The sequence below is a fragment of the Halovulum sp. GXIMD14794 genome (genome assembly GCF_054457455.1).
The window spans coordinates 702,796-721,215 of the sequence record NZ_JBTLNF010000003.1 but is presented as its reverse complement, the minus strand read 5'-3'; the positions used below and the strand labels follow the sequence as shown (position 1 = coordinate 721,215).

14 protein-coding genes are annotated in these 18,420 nt (G+C 65.7%); 3 read left to right on the top strand and 11 right to left on the bottom strand.

The window, feature by feature from the left end; all coding sequences use genetic code 11:
- Nucleotides 1-36 precede the first annotated feature (36 nt).
- Together ACW9UR_RS05665 and ACW9UR_RS05660 are read right to left on the bottom strand one after the other, a co-directional pair.
- On the bottom strand, nucleotides 37-819 hold the full coding sequence (locus tag ACW9UR_RS05665; RefSeq protein WP_458915949.1) for a hypothetical protein: 783 nt from the start codon (nucleotides 817-819) through the stop codon (nucleotides 37-39).
- On the bottom strand, nucleotides 819-1,142 hold the full coding sequence (locus ACW9UR_RS05660; RefSeq protein WP_458915948.1) for a 2Fe-2S iron-sulfur cluster-binding protein: 324 nt from the start codon (nucleotides 1,140-1,142) through the stop codon (nucleotides 819-821). The genes ACW9UR_RS05665 and ACW9UR_RS05660 overlap by 1 nt, the downstream gene beginning before the upstream one ends.
- 178 nt (nucleotides 1,143-1,320) lie before the next feature.
- On the opposite strand from ACW9UR_RS05660, the gene ACW9UR_RS05655 reads away from it, so the two are divergent.
- Complete coding sequence (locus ACW9UR_RS05655; RefSeq protein WP_458915947.1) at nucleotides 1,321-2,412, top strand: calcium-binding protein; 1,092 nt, start codon at nucleotides 1,321-1,323, stop codon at nucleotides 2,410-2,412.
- A 190-nt stretch (nucleotides 2,413-2,602) separates the two neighbouring features.
- Here the strand turns inward: ACW9UR_RS05655 and betA are convergent, their stop codons facing one another.
- Genes betA through betI form a run of 4 tightly spaced genes read right to left on the bottom strand, consistent with a single transcriptional unit; the run spans nucleotide 2,603 to nucleotide 7,831 of the window.
- On the bottom strand, nucleotides 2,603-4,282 hold the full coding sequence (gene betA / locus ACW9UR_RS05650) for a choline dehydrogenase (protein ID WP_458916170.1): 1,680 nt from the start codon (nucleotides 4,280-4,282) through the stop codon (nucleotides 2,603-2,605).
- Nucleotides 4,283-4,290: 8 nt separating this feature from the next.
- Nucleotides 4,291-5,751 (bottom strand): betaine-aldehyde dehydrogenase, encoded by a 1,461-nt coding sequence (gene betB / locus ACW9UR_RS05645; protein ID WP_458915946.1) that lies wholly within the window; start codon nucleotides 5,749-5,751, stop codon nucleotides 4,291-4,293.
- Nucleotides 5,748-7,256 (bottom strand): choline-sulfatase, encoded by a 1,509-nt coding sequence (gene betC / locus ACW9UR_RS05640; protein WP_458915945.1) that lies wholly within the window; start codon nucleotides 7,254-7,256, stop codon nucleotides 5,748-5,750. The genes betB and betC overlap by 4 nt, the downstream gene beginning before the upstream one ends.
- Complete coding sequence (gene betI, locus ACW9UR_RS05635; RefSeq protein WP_458915944.1) at nucleotides 7,253-7,831, bottom strand: choline-binding transcriptional repressor BetI; 579 nt, start codon at nucleotides 7,829-7,831, stop codon at nucleotides 7,253-7,255. The genes betC and betI overlap by 4 nt, the downstream gene beginning before the upstream one ends.
- Nucleotides 7,832-8,005: 174 nt before the next feature.
- Here betI and ACW9UR_RS05630 point away from each other — a divergent pair, with 174 nt between their 5' ends.
- Complete coding sequence (locus ACW9UR_RS05630) at nucleotides 8,006-9,571, top strand: ABC transporter substrate-binding protein (protein WP_458915943.1); 1,566 nt, start codon at nucleotides 8,006-8,008, stop codon at nucleotides 9,569-9,571.
- A gap of 318 nt (nucleotides 9,572-9,889) precedes the next feature.
- Nucleotides 9,890-11,005 (top strand): TauD/TfdA family dioxygenase, encoded by a 1,116-nt coding sequence (locus ACW9UR_RS05625; protein WP_458915942.1) that lies wholly within the window; start codon nucleotides 9,890-9,892, stop codon nucleotides 11,003-11,005.
- 423 nt (nucleotides 11,006-11,428) lie between these two features.
- On the opposite strand, the gene ACW9UR_RS05620 is transcribed toward ACW9UR_RS05625, so the two are convergent.
- The 5 genes from ACW9UR_RS05620 to ACW9UR_RS05600 all read right to left on the bottom strand — a co-directional run bounded on the left by ACW9UR_RS05620 (nucleotide 11,429) and on the right by ACW9UR_RS05600 (nucleotide 18,316).
- Nucleotides 11,429-12,880: a mannitol dehydrogenase family protein gene (locus tag ACW9UR_RS05620; RefSeq protein ID WP_458915941.1), complete on the bottom strand. Its 1,452-nt coding sequence runs from the start codon at nucleotides 12,878-12,880 to the stop codon at nucleotides 11,429-11,431.
- Nucleotides 12,877-14,079 (bottom strand): mannonate dehydratase, encoded by a 1,203-nt coding sequence (gene uxuA / locus ACW9UR_RS05615; RefSeq protein WP_458915940.1) that lies wholly within the window; start codon nucleotides 14,077-14,079, stop codon nucleotides 12,877-12,879. Before uxuA ends, ACW9UR_RS05620 begins: the two co-directional genes overlap by 4 nt.
- 129 nt (nucleotides 14,080-14,208) lie before the next feature.
- Nucleotides 14,209-15,471 carry a sulfatase family protein gene (locus ACW9UR_RS05610; protein WP_458915939.1) on the bottom strand — a complete coding sequence of 421 codons (1,263 nt, stop codon included), beginning with the start codon at nucleotides 15,469-15,471 and terminating at the stop codon, nucleotides 14,209-14,211.
- A gap of 19 nt (nucleotides 15,472-15,490) precedes the next feature.
- Nucleotides 15,491-16,681: a sulfatase family protein gene (locus ACW9UR_RS05605; protein WP_458915938.1), complete on the bottom strand. Its 1,191-nt coding sequence runs from the start codon at nucleotides 16,679-16,681 to the stop codon at nucleotides 15,491-15,493.
- An 84-nt stretch (nucleotides 16,682-16,765) separates the two neighbouring features.
- Nucleotides 16,766-18,316: an ABC transporter substrate-binding protein gene (locus tag ACW9UR_RS05600; protein ID WP_458915937.1), complete on the bottom strand. Its 1,551-nt coding sequence runs from the start codon at nucleotides 18,314-18,316 to the stop codon at nucleotides 16,766-16,768.
- Between the last annotated feature and the right edge of the window lie 104 nt (nucleotides 18,317-18,420).

Below are 18,420 nucleotides of genomic sequence, written 5' to 3'. Positions count from 1 at the left end.
AATTTTCGCGAAAGAGAAGGCCCGGGCGCTACCGCGTCAGGCGCCTTCGCAGTCCAGATGCGGTGTGAAACTGTCCGGTCCCTCGTAGGGGCCGAGATCGGCGGTGACGACCTGACCGCCATCAAGCCGCGCAGCCAAGATACGGGTCCAGTCCGCATTGGCAGTAAGCGCCTCGGGACCAGTGCCGCAGTCCCGCACACCGCCCTGGATGACCGCTTCGCCGAACCGGTGGTTGGTGAAGCCCTCGGCTTCGGCCAACGGCTCCATCCCGCCCGGGCCGGGGGTCACGAATTTCAGCACCATACCCAGGTGCGGCGTTTCCACATAAGCCACGTCGTTGCGGCCGTCGCCGTCGAAGTCGGCGATCCCGACCGGAGCCAGCCAGCGGTTCCGCTGGCCGATGACACGTGTGGCTGCCATCCGCTTTACGGTCGGGCCTCTCTCGAAATCCGGATCGTAGACCACCAGCGCGGCCCCGCCGGCGGAGTAGCTTTCCACGGTCACGATCTCGGGGTCCGGATCGTCGTCGAAATTCGACAGGCGCGGAGCAAGGTCCTCGAACACATGCGTCACGGGCACGTTGACGTAGACCTTTACGTTCGCCTTCCGCACCAACATCGAGGCCCATTCCTCGTTGTCGCCAAGTGCGCCGTGCGGGTAGCGCGTCGTGGGGCGGTCGTAGCTGGCGGAAATGTCATAGCAGGGCGCGTCGGGCAGCACGACCCGGCCGATCTCGGCCGGGTGCGGGCAGGCGTCATTGGCCAGCGCCGGCGCTGCACCGGCGATCAGAACCGTCAGTGCGAGGGCCGGCAGGCGCATCAGATCTGTTTCTCGGGCATCTGGACCACCAGCCCGTCAAGATCATCGCTGACCTTCAGCTGGCATGTCAGGCGTGAGCGCTCCGCGTCGGGCTGGAAGGCGAAATCGAGCATGTCCTCCTCCATCGCTTCCATCTCGGGCAGTTTGCCGACCCAGTCCGGGTGCACGTAAACATGGCAGGTCGAGCAGGCGCAGGCACCGCCGCAATCGGCCTCGATGCCGGGAATGTTGTTGTCCCGTGCGCCTTCCATCACGCTCAGCCCGTTGGGCACGTCCACGACATGCTCGGTGCCGTTGTGCTCGATATAGGTGATCTTCGCCATTCACTCCGTCCGTCAGGCTGTCCTGTTGCCTGATACATAGCGGCGCAGGGGCCCGGATGCCAACCCCGAGCCACTGCGGCGTGACGTCCCCCGGGGGTTAACCAAAGCTTAACATATGCTTTGGATTTTACACGACTTCATGGGATTTCCGGGGACGTAACGAGTGCCGGAGATTGTCATGCTTGTGATCCATGCCCGACCCGGGGGCTTCCATGCCCTGTCGCCGCTGGGCGCGCTGCTGCCTCCGGATGTTTACCTGAACGCCGGTCCCGACCCGAAGGGGGGAATCGCCCTTTCGCGGCCGGGATCGGCCTGGGAGGATGCCGCGGCCGCCCTGTCCGGCGCCGCGCAGATCGTGGTGACCACGGCCACAGCGCTGGATCCCGCAGAGCGCCAAGACGGCTCGGCCGAGATCAGCGTACTGAGGATCGACTGGACCCGGCCGGGGGCAGACGGCGCCGAGATCGTCGGCACGCTGGAGTTCACAACCCCGCTGACGGTCACTGCTATCCACGATCCTGGAACCGGCGCGGATGCGGCGTGGATCGGCGATCTGGCCGCAGCCCTGTCCGAAGCGGTGCAGCACGAGGGGCTGCACTTCCGGGGCAGTGCGGGTGACGACGTGTTTCAGCCGGCAGCCTCTGTGCTCCCGCTCTACGCGCCGATGTTGCTGTCCGGAGGTGGTGGCAATGACGTACTGCACGGCGGGCGCGCCGACGAGGTTCTGCGCGGTGGCAGCGGCGACGATGTGCTTGTCGATACGGGCGGCAGCAGCCTTTTGCGCGGTGGCGCGGGCGATGATCATCTGGAAACCGGGCTCTGGTCCCAGGCTTCGAGGGTGCACGGCGGGCGCGGAGACGACGTGGTCATCTCGAGCAACGGCGACGACCTGCTGTGGGGGAACGCGGGGGCGGACCGGCTTCAGGGTGGGCGCGGAGACGACGTCCTGCGCGGTGGCGCAGGCAACGACCGGCTGGAGGGCGGCGAAGGCGATGACGTGCTGCGCGGGGGACGCGGTGACGACATGCTTGAGGGCGGCGACGGGGCCGATGTCTTCCTCTTCCGCGCCGCGCAGCAAGGCTGGGACGAGATCACCGACTACACACCGGGCGAGGACCTGATGGCGCTACGCGGCGCCGAGGGCTGGCTGGAGCAGAACGGCGACGACGTACTGCTGCTCTGGGGAAGTGCGGAGGCGGGAGTCCGGATCCTCGATACCACGCTGGAGTCATTATCGCTGGACGACTGGGCGAGCGTACAGATTCTCTGAAACGGCTCCTACTTGACGCGAGGAGGACTTCTGCCGCACTCCCGCTGCGCTTGAGGGTTTCTGGAACAGGTCTCCGGAGTGTCGGTCAGAGTGCCAAAGCAAATGATCCGCGACCAAACCGAAGGTTCGCACGGACTCCGGTTTTTCGGTGCTTGCAGGGAACCCTTCCTCCGGTTCGGCGGTGAGAAGTCTATTCAGCGGTCTGTCGAACACCCTCCACCGACCGATGAGCAACGACGGCTGACGGCTGACCTGAAACAGCTCCGGTCGGCATCCGCTTTCCAAGAATGTGGTCAGCGGCCTTCTCCCCGACCATGATCGTCGGGGCATTGAGGTTGCCGTTCGTGATCCTCGGGAAGACCGAGCTGTCGGCGACCCTGAGGTTGTCGATCCCTATGACGCGGAGTTCGGGGTCGACGACCACTTCGGGATCGTCAGCCGATCCCATCCGGCAGGTGCCGCAGGGATGGTAGGCGCTTTCGACGTGCTCGCGGATGAAGGCGTCGATCTCGTCGTCGCTCTGCACGTCGGCGCCGGGTTGGATTTCGTCTTTGACGAACGGCCGGAAGGCCTCCTGCGCGAAGATCTCGCGGGTCAGGCGGACGCAAGCGCGGAAGTCCTGCCAGTCCTGCTCTTCGGACATATAGTTGAAGAAGATCCGCGGAGGCGCGGCGGGATCGGCCGATGCCAGCGACACCCGCCCGCGCGAGGGGGAGCGCATCGGTCCGACATGGGCCTGGAAGCCGTGATCCCGAACAGCGGCCCGGCCGTCATAACGCACGGCGATCGGCAGGAAGTGGTATTGGATGTCCGGGTATTCGACGCCCGCATGGCTTCGGATGAAGGCGGCGCTTTCGAACTGGTTCGAGGCGCCGGGGCCGCGGCCGGTCAGAAGCCAGCGGCCGCCGACCCACGCTTTCCCGAGAAGGTTCCAGTAGCGGTAGAGGGTAACCGGCTCTTTCGAGGACATCTGGATGTAGACCTCGAGATGGTCCTGGAGGTTTCCACCGACGCCAGGCGCGTCCCGGATCACCTCGATCCCGTGGGCTGCGAGGTCCCCGCCCGGACCGATGCCCGACAGCATCAGCAGCTTGGGCGAGTTGATGGACGAGGCCGCCACGATGACTTCACGCGACGCATGGATCAGCCGGGTCTCGCCCCGGGTACGGACACGGACACCGGTGGCGCGGCGGTCCGTGATCTCGATCTTCTCGGCAAGGCCCCGCACCATGCGGACGCGGCCAGTGCGCAGCGCGGGCTTCAGGTAGGCGTTTGCCGCCGACCAGCGCCGGCCCTTGTAGATCGTGCGCTCCATCGGACCGAAGCCCTCCTGATAGGCGCCGTTGTAGTCCTCGGTCACCGGGTAACCGGCTTGACGGCCAGCTTCGACAAAGGCCTCGAAAAGCGGCGTGTCCCAATCGCCCCGCGTCACATGGAGCGGTCCATCCGTGCCGCGCCAGGACGGATCGCCGCCGTGGCGTCCGGGGTCCCAGTTCTCCATCCGGCGGAAGTAGGGCAGCACGTCGGTGTAGGACCAGCCCGTCGCGCCCGCCTCGGCCCAGTGGTCGAAGTCGAGCGGATTGCCCCGCACGTAGACCATGCCGTTGATCGAGGACGAGCCGCCGATCACCTTGCCGCGCGGCACGGCCAGCCGCCGGCCGCCGAGATGCGGCTCCGGCTCGGTCCGATACCCCCAGTCGTAACGTGGCATGTTCATCGGGAAGCTCAGCGCACCCGGCATCTGGATGAACGGCCCCCGGTCGCTGCCGCCGTATTCCACCACGATGACGGACCGCCCCGCCTCGGCCAGGCGATAGGCGATCGCACAACCGGCGGACCCCGCGCCGACGATGACGTACTCCGCTTCCATCGCCATGGTCAGAACGGAGCCTCCACCCGGGACATCCCGACATAGACCGAGCGCGGCTCGGACCAGTGGTTCAGCGCCTCGTGGCCGTTTTCACGACCCACGCCCGAAGCCTTGGTACCGCCGAAGGGCGCCTCGACCGGGGTCAGGTTGTACGTGTTGATATAGCCGGTGCCCGCGTCGATGCGGTCGATGACCCGGTGCGCGCGGCTGATGTCGTTGGTGAACACTCCGGCGGCGAGCCCGTAGCTTGTGTCGTTGGCCCGCGCGATCACTTCGTCCTCGGTGTCGAACTCCAGCACCGACATGACGGGGCCGAAGATCTCTTCGCGGGCGATCGTCATGTCATCGGTGACGTCGGCGAACAGCGTCGGCTCCAGGTAGAACCCCGACCGGTCGATCCGCTTGCCGCCGGCGACCAGCTGCGCGCCCTCTTCCTGTCCCTTGCGAATGTAGCCCTCGACGATCTCGCGTTGCCGGGCCGAAACCATCGGGCCGATCGTGGTCGCCTCGTCCAGCGGATCGCCGACCACGGCGTTGCCCATGCGCACGCTGAGGCGGCTCAGGAACGCATCCTTGATGCCCCGCTGGACGAAGACGCGGGTGCCGTTCGAGCAGATCTGCCCCGTCGAGTAGAAATTGCCGAGGATCGCGCCGGAAACCGCGTCCTCGAGCGTCGCATCGTCGAACACGACCAGGGGCGACTTGCCGCCCAGTTCCATGGTGACGTGGCGGATGCCCTCGGCCGCGGCGGCGTAGACCTTGCGGCCCGTGGGGACCGAACCTGTCAGCGACACTTTCGCCACGCGCGGGTCCGTGACTAGCGCACTGCCGACACCGCCAGCGCCCTGAACCACGTTGAAGACACCCGGCGGAGCGCCGGCCTCTGTAAGGATTTCGGCAAGCGCCAGGGCGGAAAGCGGCGTGGTCTCGGACGGCTTGAAGACCATCGTATTGCCGCAGGCGAGCGCGGGAGCTGCCTTCCAACCGGCGATCTGGATCGGGTAGTTCCAGGCACCGATGCCGACCGCGACGCCAAGAGCGCGCCGCGTCGTGTAGACGAAATCGCCGCCCGGCAGGCGGATGTGCGAGCCGGTCAAACCCGCCGCCAGCCCTCCGAAATACTCCAGCGCGTCCGCCGCCGAAGCCGCGTCCGCCACAAGGGTTTCGGACAGCGGCTTGCCCGTGTCGATGGTCTCCAGTTCCGACAGCTCTCGGTTCCGCTCGCGCAGCAGATCGGCGGCGCGACGCAGCACCCTGCCCCGCGCGGCCCCGCCCATCTCTTCCCAGTCCGCTTGAGCGCGAGCGGCAGCGCCGAGCGCCGCGTCGACCACCGAAGGCGTTGCCGCGTGAACGGTCGCGACCGTCGCACCCGTCGCGGGATAGATCACCTCCATCGCGGCCCCCTCGGTATCCTCGAGCGGCGCGCCGTTTACGAAGTGGCTGGCTTTCGGCTGAACGTTTCGCATCATTCGCCCCTCGGGTAACGCTGGTTTTCCTCGACCATGTTCAGGTCCATGTGATTGCGCATGAAGCGGTCCGAGGCATCGCGGACCGGCTGGTATTCCCACGGCGCGTATCGGCCTTCACGCAGTGCGTCGTAGACCACCCATCTGCGCGCCTGACTTTCCCGAACCTCGTCGTCGAACCGGGTAAGGTCCCACCTTTCATCGGCCTTCCGCCGCAAGTCCCCCAGCACCTGCGCATGATCCGGTGAGGTCGCGAGGTTCATCAGTTCGTGCGGATCGGTCTCGAGATCGAAGAGCTGTTCGGGGTCCAGGGCGCAGCGCGTGTACTTCCACCGTCCGTCACGCAGCGCCACCAGCGGGGCATAGGAGGCTTCGGCGGCATACTCCATCGCCACCGGTTTTGAGCGCGGATGCCCGGACGCGATGGGAAGCAGGCTCTCGCCCTCGGTCCAGGGCGCGACCTCGTCCATCGCGACCCCGGCCAGATCGGCGAGCGTGGGGGCGATGTCGATTGTCGAGACAGGCTCGGTAATGCACCCGGGTTCGAGGCCGGGCGCCGAGATCATCAGCGGCACGCGTGAAGAGCCCTCGAAGAAGCTCATCTTGAACCACAGCCCACGCTCGCCCAGCATATCGCCGTGGTCGGAGACGAAGAGGATCGCCGCTTCCTGGCGGGTCGCCTCCAGCGTCGCAAGCAGGTCCCCGATCTTCTCGTCAAGGTAGCTGACGTTAGCGAAATAGGCGCGCCGCGCCCGCGCGATGTCCCGCTCGGTTATCTCGAACTTCTGCCAGTCGTTCGCGTCGAAGATCCGCTGCGAGTGCGGGTCGTGATCCTTGTAGGCCATGGCCGGAACCGCCGGCGCCAGGTGTTCGCAATCCTCGTAGAGATCCCAGAACTTCCGGCGCGCGACATAGGGGTCGTGCGGATGAGTGAAGCTGACGGTGAGGCACCAGGGCCGGGCATCCTGGCCGCGAGACAGGTCATAGAGCTTCTGCTGTGCGAGAAACGCGACCTCGTCGTCATACTCCATCTGGTTGGTGATCTCGGCGACACCGGCACCGGTGACCGAGCCGAGGTTGTGATACCACCAGTCGATCCGCTCGCCCGGCTTGCGATAGTCCGGGGTCCATCCGAAATCGGCCGGGTAGATGTCCGTGGTCAGACGCTCTTCGAACCCGTGGAGCTGATCCGGCCCGACGAAATGCATCTTGCCCGCGAGGCATGTCGCATAGCCTGCCCGGCGGAGGTGATGCGCATAGGTCGGCAGGTCCGAGGACAGCTCTGCCGCATTGTCGTAGACGCGTGTCCGGGACGGCAGCTTGCCGGTCATGAAGGAGGCCCGTGCGGGGGCGCACAGCGGCGAGGCCGTGTAGGCATTCGCGAACCGGACCGAGCGCTCTGCAAGGCGCCGCAGGTTCGGGGCGTGCAGCCACTCCGCCGGACCGTCCTCGAACAGGGTTCCGGTCAGCTGGTCGACCATGATCACGAGGATATTCGGCCGAGTCACGTCGGCTCCTTGGGCAGCAGGGAAATGTAATCCTTCAGGACAAGCGTTCCCGAGGACCGCTCGTTCTTTGCGGCAAGGCTCTGGCGCAGGTAGAGCCCGTCGATCATCGCGGCGATCGCCTCGGCACGAATCTCCGGCTGCGCGTAGCCACCTGCCCTCAACGCTTGGACAAGGTTCGAGCGCAGGCGTCGGCGGTAGACTGACAGCAGGTACGCGATGTCGGGCTGCGACCTTGCGCGGACATAGAAGTTGAGCCAGGCGCTGACGACCTCGGGCCGGAAATTCAGATCGTCGAAACTGGCCTCGATGATCGCATCAAGCCGTGCGCCCGGCGTCTTCGCGGCGGCAAGGCGGCTGCGCACCTCTGCACCGAACTGCGACAGGATGTGCCGCATCGCCGAGAGGAAAAGCCGTTCCTTGGTTCCGAAGTAGTGGTGCGCCAGCGCGCTCGAGACGCCGGCGCGCCGGGCGATCTGGCTCACGGTTATGTCGAGCGACCCGGTCGCCCCGATCTCCATGATCGCCGCCTCGACCAGACCGTTCATCCGGATCGGCTGCATTCCGATTTTCGGCATCGCGCGTCCCGCACCTTGTTCGCTCCGCGCGACCATGGATTTTATTGACTGACGGATCAATCAAAAAAGCGGTTGACCCCGTGCGGCGATTGCCTGAGCCTTCGGGCGCAGCGTCGAGGCGCATTCCAAATGTCACGCAAGTCGGATCCAAATCCGCACAGGGAGAGTATCACCATGGCTTCGAGGAAACTTCTTTCAGCGCGCGCGATCTCCAGGCGTTCCGTGCTCCAGGGGGGCACGGCGCTTACCGCCGCCGGCCTGATCCTTCCCGCCGGGCAGGCCTTTTCGCAGCCGAAGAAGGGCGGGACGCTTCGCATCGGGATCGCCGCCGGCAACACATCGGACAGCCTTGATCCGGGCAGCTGGTCCCATGTCTTCACCCAGACCCTCGGGACTGCGATGAACGGTTTCCTGACCGAGGTCGCCGCGGACGGCTCGATCATCGGCGAGGTCGCCGAAAGCTGGGAAGCCAGCCCTGACGCCCGGGTCTGGACCTTCAAGCTGCGCCCGGGGATCGAGTACCACTCCGGCGGGACCGTGACCGCCGAGGACGTGGCCGCGTCGATCAACTACCACCGCGGCGACGAGTCGACTTCGGCCGCGAAGCCGATCGTCGAACCGATCACCGAAATCGTTGCGGACGGCGACACCGTCACGATCACCCTGCGCGAAGGAAATGCCGACTTCCCCTTCCAGGTCAGCGATTACCACCTGGCAATCAAGCCGTCCTCGGACGGGAAGATCGATCCGACCGGCACCGACGGCTGCGGCGCCTACAAGCTCGATACGTTCGAGCCAGGCGTGCGAGCCGACCTCGTTCGGCACGAGAATTACTGGAAGTCGGATCGCGCCCATTTCGACTCGGTGTCGCTGCTTACGATCCTCGACGCGGCCGCCCGCCAGTCCGCGCTGATGACCGGCTCGGTCGACGTGATCGACCAGGTCGATCTCAAGACCGTCTCGCTGTTCGAGCGGGCGCCCAACGTCACGGTCCTCTCGAAGACCGGAACGCAGCACTACAGCTTCGCGATGGATACCCGCGTCGGCCCGTTCGATGACAACAACGTGCGCCTGGCGCTGAAATACGGAATCAATCGGCAGGAGCTCGTCGACAAGATCCTGTTCGGCTACGGCGAGGTCGGTAACGACCATCCGATCGGGCGCTCGAACCGGTACCACGCCGCCGATCTCGAGCAGACCAGCTATGACCCGGACAAGGCGAAGTTCCACCTCAAGGAAGCGGGCCTCGAGTCGGTCGACGTCGCGCTGTCCGCTGCGGACGCAGCCTTCGGCGGCGCGGTCGATGCCGCCCTGCTCTACTCCGAAAGTGCCCGCGCGGCAGGGATCAACATCGAGGTCCGGCGCGAGCCCAACGACGGCTACTGGTCGGACGTCTGGATGAAGAAGCCCTTCTGCGCGGTCTACTGGGGCGGCCGCCCGACCGAGGACTGGATGTTCTCGCTGACCTACGCATCCGGCGCCGCCTGGAACGACACGTTCTGGTCGCACGAGCGGTTCGACAGCCTGCTGCTGGAAGCCCGGTCCGAGCTTGACGAGGCGAAGCGCGCCGAGATGTACCGCGAAATGCAGGAAATCGTCCGCACCCAGGGCGGCGCGGTCATCCCGCTGTTCGCGAGCTACGTCATGGCCCACAGCAACGCGATTGCCACACCCGAAACCGTCGGCAACAACTGGACCCTGGACGGCCTGCGCGCCGTCGAGCGCTGGTGGTTTGCCTGACGGACGCGGCCTGAACCGCCTGGCGTCGCTCGGAACGCTGTCCGGCCGACAGACCGAAGCATGACGGCAAACCCTTCAGCCGGCGCAGATCGCGCCGGTTGCTCCGTTTCAGCCTGTTCGTATCTCCGACCGAATGATCTGCTTGCGCGGAGCGCGGCATCCGTATTTGCTGCACCCACCAAATGAGTCTTCGAAAGCATGCGCACCGTCTTGGGAAGATCTCCGGGCCATCCTCACGCGAAGGCCCACGAATGGTGGCCGCCCCCGCGGATCGGCTGAGCCACCACGCCTGATCTTCTCAGCTTTCCGGAGACATACATGCAACCCACCCTCACCACCGGGGCCGAGGGCCTCGAGATCCGCTGGTCCGATGGGACCGTCGGCGAGTTCCCCTACATCTGGCTTCGCGATACGGACCCCTCGGGCTTCCATCCGCAGACCGGCGAGCGCACCTTCGATCTGACGCAGGTGCCGCTCGACGTCGCGCCGAGCAAGGCCGAACTGACGCCGCAGGAACTCTTCGTCACATGGGATGACCAGAAATCCCCGAGCCGTTTCGATCTGAACTGGATCAAGGCCCACAGGCCAGGCCAGCGCCGCCATGATCCGGCGGACGTCGCTCCAATTGCATGGCGGGCCGATCTAGGCGGCGCCGGCGTGCCGCGCCACGATGCGAACGGCCTCATGACCTCGGACAGGGCTCTGGCGGAGTGGCTGACCGAGACCAAGCGCTACGGTCTTTCCATCGTGACAGGGCTGGCCGACACCACCGAGGCCGGTGAGGCGATCGCGCGGCGCGTCGGCCACCTGCGCGAGACGAATTTCGGCCTGACCTTCGAGGTCGTGTCGAAGCCGGATCCGAACAACCTTGCCTACACTTCGGACGCGCTTCCGCTGCACACCGACCTGACCAACCAGGAATTGCCGCCGGGCTACCAGTTCCTCCACTGCCTCGCCAACGAGGCGAAGGGCGGCGGGTCGACCTTCTGCGACGGGGTCGCCGTCGCCGAGGATCTGCGTGCGCGCGACGCGGAGGCGTTCGAGGTCCTGTCGACAGTGACGGTCCCCTTCCGCTTCCATGACCGCCACAACGACATCCGCGCGCGCAAGGCCGTGATCACGCTCGACACGCGCGGTGCGGTTTCCGAGATCTGCTTCAACGCGCACCTCGCGGATATTCTCGATCTCGAGCCCTCTTGGCTGAAGGCTTTCTACCGCGCCTATCGGCTCTTCATGGAGATGACCCGCGATCCTGCCTACGGCATCGCGCTGAGGCTCTCTGGAGGGGAGATGGTGGTCTTCGACAACCGCCGCGTCCTGCACGGTCGCGAGGCCTTCGACCCTTCAACCGGCTACCGCCACCTGCACGGCTGCTACGTCGACCGAGGCGAATGGGACAGCCGTCTCCGGGTGCTCGGCCGCGCGCAAGGCTGATCAAGGGTTTAGAAATTGCCTTGCGCGCCAGGTTGGTCGCGCGTGAGGCCATCGGGGGTAGCGGCCTTACCGTCGCCGCGCCCCGATAATTGGAGTTCTCGAGTGTGCGTGAATGTAAATCCTGCAGAAGATCCCCCGAATATTTTGCCGGCGCCCGGGACCACTGTTCGCAAGGATGAGTGCACTGAACATTTCAGCGTCGAGACCCAGGTCTTTGGAATGGCGACGGCGCGGCAAATCTCCGCTACCTTCGTGCCTTGCTCGCCCTGCTTCAGAATGAACGTTTTCTGCGCCGCCGTGACCTTCGAGACCTTCGTGCGTTTCCACTCCTCTCGCTGCGAGGAAATACTAGCTGATAACGTCAGCTTCAAACGATCCAGATTTCAGTGGACAGTACATCCGGGAAAACGGCACTAGGCCAGGTCACTCTATTTCTCTGTGGATGGCCCCGACCATACCGTCTTTCAGCATGGTTCCCAGCCGTTGGATCACGGCATTTCGGAACGTGCCGGTGGCGAGCGGCGCAGGCACTAGCGCGGGTAGGCCGACCAGTGCGTCGAAGACCGCGTCCGCATCGCGCCCGGCGCCTTCGACGGCGGCTCGAAGTTCCGCTTCACGCGGATCGTTCAGGTCATAGGTTTCGCCGCTGTCGGTCGTTCCTAGGCAGTAGCGCATCCACGCGGCCAGAGCGAAGGCGAAGCTTGGCGCCGGATCCTTCGTAGCCGGTTCGAAGATGCGCTGGGGCAGCTTTTCGGTTCCGTCCATCGCGATCTGCGCGGTTCGGTGGGCAATCTCGGGATTGGCGAAACGATCTAGAAGATCGGCCCGGTACTGGTCCAGATCTATGCCCGGCAACGCGCCGACGGTCCGCGCAGCGGCCGCCATGTGACGGTCGGTCAGCACCGCCAGCGCCGGGTTGGCCATTGCGTCGCGAACGTATTCATAGCCTGCAACGACGCTCACATAGGCGATCAGCGAATGCGCGCCGTTCAGCATCCGGAGCTTCATCTTCTCGTAGGGCACCACGTCCGAAACGAAGGTCGCACCTGCCGTCTCCCACGCCGGACGGCCAAGAGGGAAATCGTCCTCGATCACCCATTGAGCGAAGGGCTCGGTCTCGATCGCCGCGGCGTCCTCCAACCCGGTGAGGCGCATTGCCTTGGCCAGCGTCTCGGCGCTCGCCGCCGGAGTGATGCGGTCGACCATCGACGAGGGAAAAGTGGCGCTACGCCCGATCCAGTCGGCCAGGTCCGGATCAACGCGGCGTGCGAACCCCAGGACGCCCGCCCGAAGCAGTGCACCGTTGTGCGGAAGATTGTCGCAACTGAGGATCGCCGGGGCCTCGAACCCCGCCGCGCGGCGGCGACGCAGCCCCTCGACCAGCGTCCCGAGTACGCCTTTTGGATTGTGAGGATCGGCCAGGTCGGCAGCGACGGCCGGATGCCCAGGATCGCAATCTCGGGCGGTGCGGTCGACGCCATAGGCCTTCTCGGTCACCGTGAGCGTGACGACGCAGATCTCGGGACGGGCCAGGATCTCGACGGCTGCGCCGGGATTGCGGGCGGCGGCGATGCTCTGCCCTATCGCGCCGATCAAACGGGACCGCAAACCGTCCTTCCCGCATTCGATCAGCGTGTAGAGGTTGTCCTGAGCCGTCAGCGCATCGACCGTCCCGGTAGAGCGCAAACTGACCGAGGCAATGCGCCAGTCGCCGCCCTCCGCCGCCAGCGCGTCATCGGTATAGGCTGCCTGATGCGCCCTGTGGAAGGCGCCGAGACCTAGATGCAGGATGCCGATGCCGTGCGCCTTGGGGGTATAGCCGGGCGCCATACTCTTTGGCAGTGCGGCAAGCGCGGCGCGGGTGAGGCGCGTCACGGCCGATGCTCGAGAGCAGTCACGATGCCGCGCAGTTCCGCGAGCCCCTTTAGGCGGCCGATCAGCGGATAGCCGGGCTGCACCTTGCGGTTCAGATCGTCGAGGATGTCCTGCCCGTGGTCTGGTCGGAAGGGGATCGAGGCGTCGCGCCGTCCGGCTTCGCGGCGGCGTTTCTCTTCCGCCACCACGGCCTTGATGAGCGCGACCATATCGGTGCCGCCGCGCAGATGCTCTGCCTCGTGGAAGGAACAGGGCACTCCCGGCGTCTCGCGCAGGACATTGCGCAGGTGCAGGAAATGCACCCGGTCGCCCAAACGCTCCATCATGTCCGACAAATCGTTGTCCGGCCGCGCACCAAGCGATCCCGAACACAGCGTCACCCCATTCGCCTGCAGGTCAACCGCATCCATGATCGACCTGTAGTCTGCCTCGGTCGACATGATCCGCGGCAACCCAAGCAGCGGGAACGGGGGATCGTCCGGGTGACAGCACAGCCTCAGGCCCAGGCGCTCGGCCTCGGGCGCGACCTCGGCGAGGAAATCGATCAGGTGTGCGCGCAGCCTCTCGGGCGCGATATTGGCGTACTCGGCCAGATGCGCCTTCACATCGTCCAGCGTGAAATGCTCCGCCGCGCCAGGCAGACCGCTGACGATGTTGCTCGTCAGCGCGGCTTGCGCCGGCCCGTCCATGCGGGCAAAACGCTCGGCAGCTTCGGCGACGACGGCCGCGGGGAAATCCTCGACGGCACCGGGCCGTCTGAGGATGTGGATGTCGAACGCGGCGAAATCCACGAGGTCGAACCGCATCGCGGTCCCACCGTGGGGCAGACGCCAGGCCAAGTCAGTGCGGGTCCAGTCAAGCACCGGCATGAAATTGTAGCAGATCACCTCGATCCCGGCGGCGGCGAGGTTCGCCATGCTCTCTCGATAGGCATCGAGATGTGCGCGCCAGTCCCCTGTCTGCTTCTTGATCGCCTCCGAGACCGGCAGGCTTTCGACCACTTCCCACTTCAGACCCGAGGGCGCGCCATCGGCCCGGGTCGCGATTTGCCGCTGCCGCTTGGCGATTTCGGCCTCGGTCCAGACTTGTCCGGTCGGCACGTGGTGAAGTGCTGTCACGACGCCTTCGACTCCGGCCTGCATGATCTCGTCGATCCCGACCGCATCGTGCGGTCCGAACCAGCGCCAAGTCTGCCGCATTTGCTTCCTCCGTTTGGCCGGCAGAGGTAGCGTGTTCCGCGATTGCAGACAAGTATGGTAGTAGACAATCCACAGCGCTCGCGGATATCGATCCATGGTGCCCCGTCGGCCCATCCCCCCCCCGAGGGATTAGCCAGACATGGAGATCTCACGCTCCGGGACCATCCGTTCGACAATAGCTTCAACGAGGCCAAGTCCGGCGGTATCCTCGGTGCGCTTTGCCTCGGCGTGAAGCTCGGCCAGAAGAGCCTTGCATCGCGCTGGCTGGTCGGCGGCGATATCGAGGCGTTCTTCGGGATCGTTGTGAACGTCGAACAGGCGCAACTCGTCGGGACCGAGGATCAGCTTGAAACGGCCGTCGCAGACCGCGCGCTGGCGGCGGCGCGGCAGCACCGGCGCTTCGCTGCCGCGCATGATCGTGTGGGTCTCGTTTTCGATATAGTTCACGCGGCGCCAGTCCTCCGCCTCGCCGCGCAGGAGCGGCAGGACGCTGCGACCTTCAATCTCGGCGGGCGCATCGATCCCGGCGAGGTCCAGCACCGTCGGCATGAGGTCGTGCAGGCCGATCAGCCCGTCGCAACGCGCGGCCTGTGGGACCCCAGGTCCCCGCATCATGAACGGGACATGGACCGAATCCTCGGTGCAGACGAACTTCGAGGTCACGCCGTCGCGGGCGCGGAACGTCTCGCCGTGGTCTGAGTAGTAGAACACGACGGTGTTCTCGGCCTCGCCCTGCTCTTCCAGCGCGGCCATAACCCGGCCGACGCAGCGATCGAGCGCGGTGACCGAGCCGTAATAGCCCGGGTGCGGCACGCCCAGTCGGCGGTAATGGTCCATCGTATCGAGCGGGCAGGAAAACGGATCATGCGGCGGGTACCATGACAGGACGGCGCAGAACGGGTTGGTCCGGTCACGTTCGCGCATCCAGGTAATCATGTCGTCGGTGTCGCGGTCCGGCACATAGGTGCCGCCCTGGAAATGCTGCCGGTGATCGACCCAGTGCCCGCCCAGCGAGTTGAAGCTGTGCCATTCGTCGAACGGCCCCGGATTGTCGTCGCCCAGGTGCCACTTGCCCCAGTAACCCAGGTCGTAACCGGCACCCTTGAGCAGCGCGAACATGGTCCGGTCGGTCAGGCCGCGTTCGCTCAGCAGATCCGAGACGCCGTAGACATTGCGCTCGATCCCGTGACTGTGGGGGTAGAGCCCGGTCCACATGGACGCTCGCGCCGGGGTGCAGACGGGAAACACGGTGCGGCACTGGGTGAACACCGTGCCTTCCTGCGCCATCCGGTCGAGATAGGGGGTGTGCACGAAACTGTTGCCGTAGCACGGCAGGCTGTCGGCGCGCTGCTGGTCGCTGAACAGAAGGATGATGTTGGGACGGTCGGTCATGTCGGCTCCTGTTCGCGGATCAGATGCGCTTGCCGAGAGGTCTGTGCATCGGCTGCGGATTGGCTGCGACCTGCCGGGCCAGATCGCGCCCTTCGGCGTCGCCCATGCGGTCGGCCCAGGCGGCCATTTCGGTCGCCAGTTCGACCACCTTGGGCCCGGTGTCGCGGAAACGGATCAGTTCGTCCATCGGCGTGCGGCGAACCGGCGCGCCGTAGAGGTCGAACTCCTCCTCGGGGTCGATCCCGGTGTCGAACAGGCTGCGCCGTCCGTCCTCGAAACTGAGGATCAGCTTGTGCCGCCCGTCCCAGATCGCACGCTGATCCCAGGGCGGGAACGTGCCGTAATAGGCCCGCCCCTCGACGAACGAGACCGCGATGTGCCGCAGGTGCCGGTTATGCAGGTAGAGCGACGTGCGCCAGGGCGCGCCGCCTTTCAGCAGCGGCAGCACCGAAGCGCCCTGCCCGGCCGGTAGGTCCGTGCCGCCAAGCGCGCAGATCGTCGGCGCAAGGTCATGCAAGCCCACAAGTTCTTCTCGGCGCATGCCCTCGGGGCCGCCCGGCAGGCGCAGGATCAGGGGCACCCGGATGCAGTCGTCGTAGCAGGTGTTGGTTCGGTTCGCGGCGTCGCGGAACTTCAGCTGATCGCCGACCACAGAGGCATAGATCACTGCGGTCCTGTCCGCCTGCGCGCTGCCCTCCAGCGCGGCAAGCAACATCCCAACCGCCATGTCGAGCGCGGTGACGGCGGCGAAATGCATCGCGAGCGGGATACCGTTGCCGCGATACGGGACCAGCGCTTCGATCGGCAGATCGTCGGTCTCACCGTCGATGGCGGGCAAACGCACGACCAACAGCCGCGGACCATCGCACGCGGTGCGGATCGCTTCGGCTCCGGCACGGGCGGTTGCGGTCAGATCGGCGCCGGGCGGAACCTCGACCAGCGCATACCCAGCCTGGGCCATGGCCCGTCCCAGCGGGCTGTCCCCCAGCGCGGGCGCGACCGCGTCCGGCTGAGGATAGGTGCCGCCGAGCACCGAGGCCAGAGACGGGCCGGACTGGGGAAAGATCGCGGCCGCGCGGTCGAACCAGATCCCGCCCCGCGCCAGCCGGTCGATGTTCGGCGTCTGCACCAGGCTTGCGCCTGCGTGGCCGGTATAGTCGCGGCGGTGGCGGTCGGCGAGGATCAGCAGGATATCGGGCGCGGTCGTCATGCGCGTCACTCCTTGGTCAACAATCGGAGAGGGCCTTGGCGGCCGCAAGAAAAGAGGCCCCGCGACCAGCGCGGGGCCAGTGGCTCAGTTCTGGGGATCGAGCCATACGTCCCACGCGCGAACCACGCGGAACGGTTTGAAGTTGTGCACCTCGTCGCGGACACCGACATAGATCCCGGCAGCCCCCGCGCGGATCGCCAGCGCCTTGCCCAGCACAGCCGCCTGGTAATCCTCGAACGCCTGCTTGCGTTCTTCGAAGGTCAGCGACGTCCGCACGCGCTTCACCGCATCCTCGATATCCGGGTCATTCAGCCCGTGGATCGCGTTGTCACCGGAATAGTGCCGCAGCATTCCGAAAGGCCCGATCGAGGGCGCCATGCCGAAACCGCCGATGACGATGTTCCAACTGTCCTTCTGCTGCAGCAGCGCCGACCAGGTCGCGGCATCCTGTGCATTGATCCGCGACTTGATGCCCAGCTTGCCCAGTTGGTCTGCCAGCGCGATGGCATAGTCGCGCATCACCGCCTCGTCCGAGATCGTCAGGATCTCAAGTTCCTGCCCGTCATAGTCGCTTTTGGCCAGCAGTTCTTTCGCGGCCTCGACATCGCCGAGGTTGTAGGTCTCCTTGCCGACCTCGGAATGATAGGGATAGCCCTCGTACTGCCAGCCATGACCCATCTGGTAGTTTCCGCCGGTTGCGAAATCCATCAGCGTCTCGAGGTCGAGCCCGACCTGGATCGCCTTTCGGAAGTTCTCGTCGTCGGCGGGCGGGATCGAGGCATTGAAGCTCTGGTGCACCATGTACCAGGGCAGCATCTTCTCGGCGCGCACGTCTTCCGACGCCTCGAGGCGCGGCACATCCTGCGGCGATATCTGGTCGGCGACGTGGTAGTCTCCGGTCAGCAGGCCCGCAAGCTGCGCGCTGGCCTCGGGGACAGTGCGGAAGGTGACGCTGTCGACATGGGCGGTGCGTTTGCCGCCGAAACCGTCGCGGGGCGCGGCACCGTCCTGCGCGGCATAGTCGTCGAAGCGCTCGAGGGTTATGTGGCTATCGGGAACCCACTCGCCGAACTTGAACGGGCCGGTTCCGATGGGTTTGAAGTCTTCCTTGGCGGCACGGGCGACCTCCTCGGGGAAGATACCGACGATTACTCTTGGCGAGGACAGTCCGTCGAGGAAGGTCGGGTTCGCCTCGGTCATGTGAACGCGTACGGTGCGGTCGTCGACCTGCTCGAACCGGTCGACCAGGCTCATGACGCCACGATCGATGCCGCTTTCCTGCATCCGCTCCCACGAGGCGACCACATCCGCCGCATCGAAGCCCGACCCGTCGTGAAAGGTCACACCTTCGCGCAGCACGAAAGTATATGTCTTGGCGTCCTCGCTCATCTCCCAGCTTTCGGCAAGCTGAGGGATGATCTCGCCGGTTTCGCCCCGCGTCAGCACGCCTTCGTAGAGGTGCGCGCCGACATAGCGCGTCGGCAGGCCGGTGGTCGCGTGCGGGTCCAGCTCGGACAGGGTGACAGCCATCGCGACGACGAACTCGCCGCCCTTGACCGGCTCCTGTGCCAGCGCAGGCGAGGTCAGCAGCAGCGACGCGAGCGCCGCCGATGCCAGGGTCAATCCGTGTTTCATTCCTTCCTCCCGGTATGTTTGTTCTCGCTTGGGATGCCCTGATCAGAGCGGAGGTCATGTTTCCTCGCAACGCGGAGTTCCGGCATGCGCCATTCCGAACCGGA

What these genes read in the sequence shown, in the direction of transcription:
- ACW9UR_RS05665 (WP_458915949.1), bottom strand. Translation starts at nt 819, where the DNA reads ATGCGCCTGCCGGCCCTCGCACTGACGGTTCTGATCGCCGGTGCAGCG.
- ACW9UR_RS05660 (WP_458915948.1), bottom strand. Translation starts at nt 1,142, where the DNA reads ATGGCGAAGATCACCTATATCGAGCACAACGGCACCGAGCATGTCGTG.
- ACW9UR_RS05655 (WP_458915947.1), top strand. Translation starts at nt 1,321, where the DNA reads ATGCTTGTGATCCATGCCCGACCCGGGGGCTTCCATGCCCTGTCGCCG.
- betA (WP_458916170.1), bottom strand. Translation starts at nt 4,282, where the DNA reads ATGGAAGCGGAGTACGTCATCGTCGGCGCGGGGTCCGCCGGTTGTGCG.
- betB (WP_458915946.1), bottom strand. Translation starts at nt 5,751, where the DNA reads ATGATGCGAAACGTTCAGCCGAAAGCCAGCCACTTCGTAAACGGCGCG.
- betI (WP_458915944.1), bottom strand. Translation starts at nt 7,831, where the DNA reads ATGCCGAAAATCGGAATGCAGCCGATCCGGATGAACGGTCTGGTCGAG.
- ACW9UR_RS05630 (WP_458915943.1), top strand. Translation starts at nt 8,006, where the DNA reads ATGGCTTCGAGGAAACTTCTTTCAGCGCGCGCGATCTCCAGGCGTTCC.
- ACW9UR_RS05625 (WP_458915942.1), top strand. Translation starts at nt 9,890, where the DNA reads ATGCAACCCACCCTCACCACCGGGGCCGAGGGCCTCGAGATCCGCTGG.
- uxuA (WP_458915940.1), bottom strand. Translation starts at nt 14,079, where the DNA reads ATGCGGCAGACTTGGCGCTGGTTCGGACCGCACGATGCGGTCGGGATC.
- ACW9UR_RS05610 (WP_458915939.1), bottom strand. Translation starts at nt 15,471, where the DNA reads ATGACCGACCGTCCCAACATCATCCTTCTGTTCAGCGACCAGCAGCGC.
- ACW9UR_RS05605 (WP_458915938.1), bottom strand. Translation starts at nt 16,681, where the DNA reads ATGACGACCGCGCCCGATATCCTGCTGATCCTCGCCGACCGCCACCGC.
- ACW9UR_RS05600 (WP_458915937.1), bottom strand. Translation starts at nt 18,316, where the DNA reads ATGAAACACGGATTGACCCTGGCATCGGCGGCGCTCGCGTCGCTGCTG.